This window comes from Alterinioella sp., from assembly GCF_058343375.1.
The window spans coordinates 1-4,348 of the sequence record NZ_JBTUJH010000099.1; the positions used below are offsets into that span (position 1 = coordinate 1).

Genomic DNA, 4,348 nt, shown 5'->3' on the forward strand with positions numbered 1-4,348 from the left:
CTTGAATATCGCGCGCTTTGGCGCTCATATCGGTTCCGGGTGAATTCAGTCCAGGCCATTTCGATCTCCGTTCAGTTGTGCAGCCGAATAGAATCATAACCTGCTGAATTCACTCAACCCTTTTCCAATCAGCCTCTTAGAACACTTCTCGCAATATCTGAGGCAGGGTGCATCGCTTGACGCGTTGAAATCCTGGATTTCAGGCAGCGTTAAGGGATTCAGGTTTTCTGAGAGTTGCAATAACCCTCCGAAAGAACCGGCAACACGGTATCGGGGGCCAGATCGGTGATCTTTTCGATGATCAGAGGTTTTTTCAGCGGCTTGGTCAGGTAGTAGTCAATTCCGGCCTCAAAGATCCGGGTTTCATCCCCATCCATCGCATGGGCTGTCATCGCCACGATGGGCACCCGCGGCAGGCCCTGTTCGGCCTCGAACGCGCGGATGCGGCGGGTGGCTTCCAGCCCGTCCATCTCGGGCATCGAAATATCGGTGAACATCACATCGGGCGGTTCCGCCATGAATGCCGCCAGCGCCTCGGCCCCGTTTTCGACCATGATCAGCTCCAGATCCAGCGCCTTGATCATCTTGCGAAACACCATCTGGTTGGTCTTGTTATCCTCGGCCGCAAGCAGCCGCAATTTGCGCGGGCCGCTCTTCGGCTCTGGCCTGGGCGTCTCGGGCGCGATCACCTCCATGGGAGCGTCTTGCGCGCCCACTATCAGGGCGGCGCGCAGATCGGCCAGTGCCATGTCCGACATCCCGCCCCCGTCATCGCCCGCGCCGCAATGAACAATCGGCCCGTGATGCCCGCCCGCCCGCAGCGCCGCCTCTGTTGCCTTGTCCGGGCCACAAAGCAGCACCAGATCGAACGCGCCTGTCAGCCGGGCAGGTTCTGACGCGGTCTGCACCTCGGCGCGCAGCTTCAGCAAATTGCGTTCCAGATGGGCACGGCCCGGCAGTTCGGGGCCGATCAGCGCGATCCGGCGCAGGTGGTCGGGCAAGGGTGGCACAGGCCGCGTATCATCCCCTTCGGCCCGTGCCAGTTTCAACATGAAGCCAAAGGTAGAGCCTTCACCGGGCACGGAATCGAGCCACATCTGCCCGCCCATCAGCGTGATCAGCTTGGCCGAAATGGCCAGGCCCAGCCCGGTGCCCTCATATTTGCGGTTGGCCTGATCCTCGACCTGATTGAATTCGCCAAACACATGCGCCTGCTTTTCCTTGGCAATGCCAATGCCGGTATCCTCCACCGCGATGCGCAAGGTCACCATGCCATCGCCGTCCTCTTCGCCCAGAACGCGCACCGTGACATGGCCCGCTTCGGTGAACTTGACCGCATTTCCGATCAGGTTGGTCAGCACCTGACGGATGCGGCCCCGGTCGCCCACCAGGTTTTCCGGCAGGAAGATGTCATAATCAACCACAAGGTCCAGTTCGCGGCCCTGAAGCGTGGGTTTCAGCAGGCGAAAGATTTCGTGGATCATGCTTTCCAGATCAAACGCTTCACTGTGCAGCGTCAGCTTGTCCGCCTCGATCTTGGAATAATCCAGCACATCATTGATGATCACCAACAAGGCTTCGCCCGAATTCTTGATCGTATCGGCATACATGCGCTGTTCTTCATCCAGCTCGGTATCGCGCAACAGATCGGCCATTCCAACGACGCCATTCATCGGTGTCCTGATCTCGTGGCTCATATTGGCAAGAAAGGCCGATTTGGCGCGGTTGGCGGATTCGGCCAGGTCACGCGCCTCACGCAGTTCCTGTTCGCGGCGGATATTGTCGGTGATGTTCAACGCCAGGCTGACCATATCGCCTTCGGGAGATCGGATATCGACCAGTTTGATGTAGCCGCCATTCCACAGCTTGACGGTCTTTTGCGGGATCGGATCCTGTTCCCAACGCGCGATCATGGCATCCAGCCAATCATCGGGATACGCCCCTTCAATATCGATGATGCCTTCATCCACGGCGATGCGCAAAATGGATTCGTAGCTTGCGCCGGGGCCGATTTCTGCGATGCCGTCAAACACCCGGATAAAGGCCGCGTTTGCCGCGACCAGCCGCCAGTCGCGGTCATAGATGGCAAACCCATCCTCGATGATCGCCAGCGAATCCCATAACCGGCGTTCGGCGCGTTGCGCTTTTTCGGTGGCGAGCTCAAGATCGGCGCGCACCTTTGTGGTCTGGCCGACAAGTTCAGCGTTTTCCTGGCGCTGTTCGATCACCTGATCCGACATCGCATCGGCATGTTGCGCCAGCCGCTTGTTGGCGGAAAACAGTTCCTGCGATTTTTGCGCCAGCAATCGTTCGGCCGCCAACCGCGCACGGCGTTCCTGTGCCAATCGGTCATCAATTCCGGCGGGGTTCATCTTGGCTCTCGTCTGTCGCGAACGGTCAGCCGCCAAGATGCCGCCAGTATGATTGAAATTGGATTAATGCCCTGCGGATGTTGGTCGCGGTGGCAAATCCAGCCTTTGTATTTCAGGATTTCGCGGGGCTGTAATCAAGGGTGATGGTCGGATTATTCTCGCAGGGAAAGCTGTGCACACACGCACCATTATAACGTATTTTTCCGCTATCGTTGGGTGGAACACAGACAATTGGCGCCTAAGTTGTTGGTCATGGAAGGCACAGCCCTTCACCACAACACAAACAAACACACTGCACACATAAAGGACTATCCCCATGAAATCCCTCACCCTCACCACCGCCCTGATTGCCGCTCTGGTCGCTCCGGTCATCGTCAATGCCGGCCCCGCCGCCGATATCTTCGCCGCCGAGGCCGCATCGAATAACGAGCTTGTCCTGTTGGGCTCCAGCAGCGGCGGCACCGTCGGCGCGGCGATCCTTCTGGCCGAAGCCCTGTCCGATGATGAACGCACCATCGCCCCCGGCGTTGTCGGTGCCGAAGTGATCTCGACCCAGAGCTTTGGTGCCAATAGCGCTGCCGCCCGCATCTTTGCCGCTGAAAGCGCCTCCGACTAAACCCGCGGATTGCGCCCGGAAGCCAAACCCGGCGGGGTCGACCCTCCCCGACCCTGCCGGTTCTTCCGAAAATGCCCCCCACGCCCCAGGCGCGGGGGGCGTTTTTGTCCGTGCCACCCCGCGCCCAACCCGAAAGCGGAGGGTTTCACAGCCCCGTAAACGGCCGTGATCCTGTGGGTTATGCCGCAGGCCCCCCTGTGCACAGATGCACCAACCTCACACCCAATTCGCGGTCTTGTTGGGTGAAACACATGAGATTGGAGCCTAGCTTGAATGTCATGGCAAGGCACCATCTCGCCAACACCCACATTGACCCAAAGGACGCACCCCATGAAAACCCTCGCACTCACCGCTGCAATCATCACCGCCATCGCCGCCCCCGCCTTCGCGCAGCAAAGCCCGGCGGCGCAGGCCATCTTTCTGTCCGAGACCAGATCCGATGATGAACTGACATTCACGCCACGCCCCGGCGCAACCGAAATCGTCTCAACGCAAAGCTTCGGCTCGAACGGTCAGGCACAGGAGATTTTCTTTGCCGAGGCCGCTTCGGATGATGAAAGCCCGTTCCCGACACGACCGGGCGGTATTGAGATCCTGTCGAGCCAGAGCTTTGGTGCCAATACCGTCGCGGCCCGCATCTTTGCCGCTGAAAACGCCGCCGGCCGGGAAGACGAATAGCCCGACCCGACACTCTGCGGCGCGCAGCCGTCCCCCTTGCGCATCCTAGAGCGCGTCGCGCCAAATCGAATTCACCGGCCGACCCGAACGCATTCGATCGCACGAACGCTGCCTCGGTCCGGGTGATGAATGCTCGAATCCGATCAGGCGCGACGCGCTATAAGCGAAAGCCCCCTGCCAACCCGGCCAGGGGGCTTTTTCATTCTTCGGGCAGAGCGGTTCTGTTGCCGCGCACTGGCAAACACAACAGTTCGGCTGTCAGAAAACCGCGCCCCTTGGAGCGCGTCGCGCCAAATCGAATTCACCGGCCGACCCGAACGCATTCGATTGCGCGAACGCTGCCTCGGTCCGGGTGATGAATGCTCGCATCCGATCAGGCGCGACGCGCTATAATTGCTGCGAACCCTGGTTTGGTTTCAGGTCTTCACGCGTTTGTAACCGGCCATGATGGACCCGCATTTCGGGCAGATCGTAATGTGCACTCACGCACCAATATAACGTGTTTTTCCCACTTTCGTTGGGTGAAACACAGGAGAATGGCGCCTAAGTTGTTGGTCATGGAAGGCACAACCCTTCACCACGCCACAACACAAACACACAAACACACACTGCACATATAAAGGACTATCCCCATGAAATCCCTCACCCTCACCACCGCCCTCATTGCCGCTCTGGTCGCTCC

4 protein-coding genes are annotated in these 4,348 nt (G+C 59.2%); 2 read left to right on the forward strand and 2 right to left on the reverse strand.

All coding sequences use genetic code 11. The annotated features are described in order from the left end of the window. Nucleotides 1–218: 218 nt before the first annotated feature. On the reverse strand, nucleotides 219–2,372 hold the full coding sequence (locus tag ACW8PS_RS13850; RefSeq protein ID WP_491528080.1) for an ATP-binding protein: 2,154 nt from the start codon (nucleotides 2,370–2,372) through the stop codon (nucleotides 219–221). 316 nt (nucleotides 2,373–2,688) lie between these two features. Here ACW8PS_RS13850 and ACW8PS_RS13855 point away from each other — a divergent pair, with 316 nt between their 5' ends. Next, the gene (locus ACW8PS_RS13855) at nucleotides 2,689–2,988 is read left to right on the forward strand and encodes a hypothetical protein (protein ID WP_491528081.1); all 300 of its coding nucleotides are present in this window, start codon (nucleotides 2,689–2,691) and stop codon (nucleotides 2,986–2,988) included. A 330-nt stretch (nucleotides 2,989–3,318) separates the two neighbouring features. Further along, a complete protein-coding gene (locus ACW8PS_RS13860; protein WP_491528082.1) occupies nucleotides 3,319–3,666 on the forward strand; it encodes a hypothetical protein in 348 nt (115 codons plus the stop codon). Between the two features lie 482 nt (nucleotides 3,667–4,148). On the opposite strand, the gene ACW8PS_RS13865 is transcribed toward ACW8PS_RS13860, so the two are convergent. Next, nucleotides 4,149–4,348 (reverse strand): hypothetical protein (locus tag ACW8PS_RS13865; protein ID WP_491528083.1); only part of this gene is annotated, 200 nt, incomplete at its 5' end.

Coding starts and splice junctions, on each gene's coding strand:
- ACW8PS_RS13850 (WP_491528080.1), bottom strand. CDS start 2,372: ATGAACCCCGCCGGAATTGATGACCGATTGGCACAGGAACGCCGTGCG.
- ACW8PS_RS13855 (WP_491528081.1), top strand. CDS start 2,689: ATGAAATCCCTCACCCTCACCACCGCCCTGATTGCCGCTCTGGTCGCT.
- ACW8PS_RS13860 (WP_491528082.1), top strand. CDS start 3,319: ATGAAAACCCTCGCACTCACCGCTGCAATCATCACCGCCATCGCCGCC.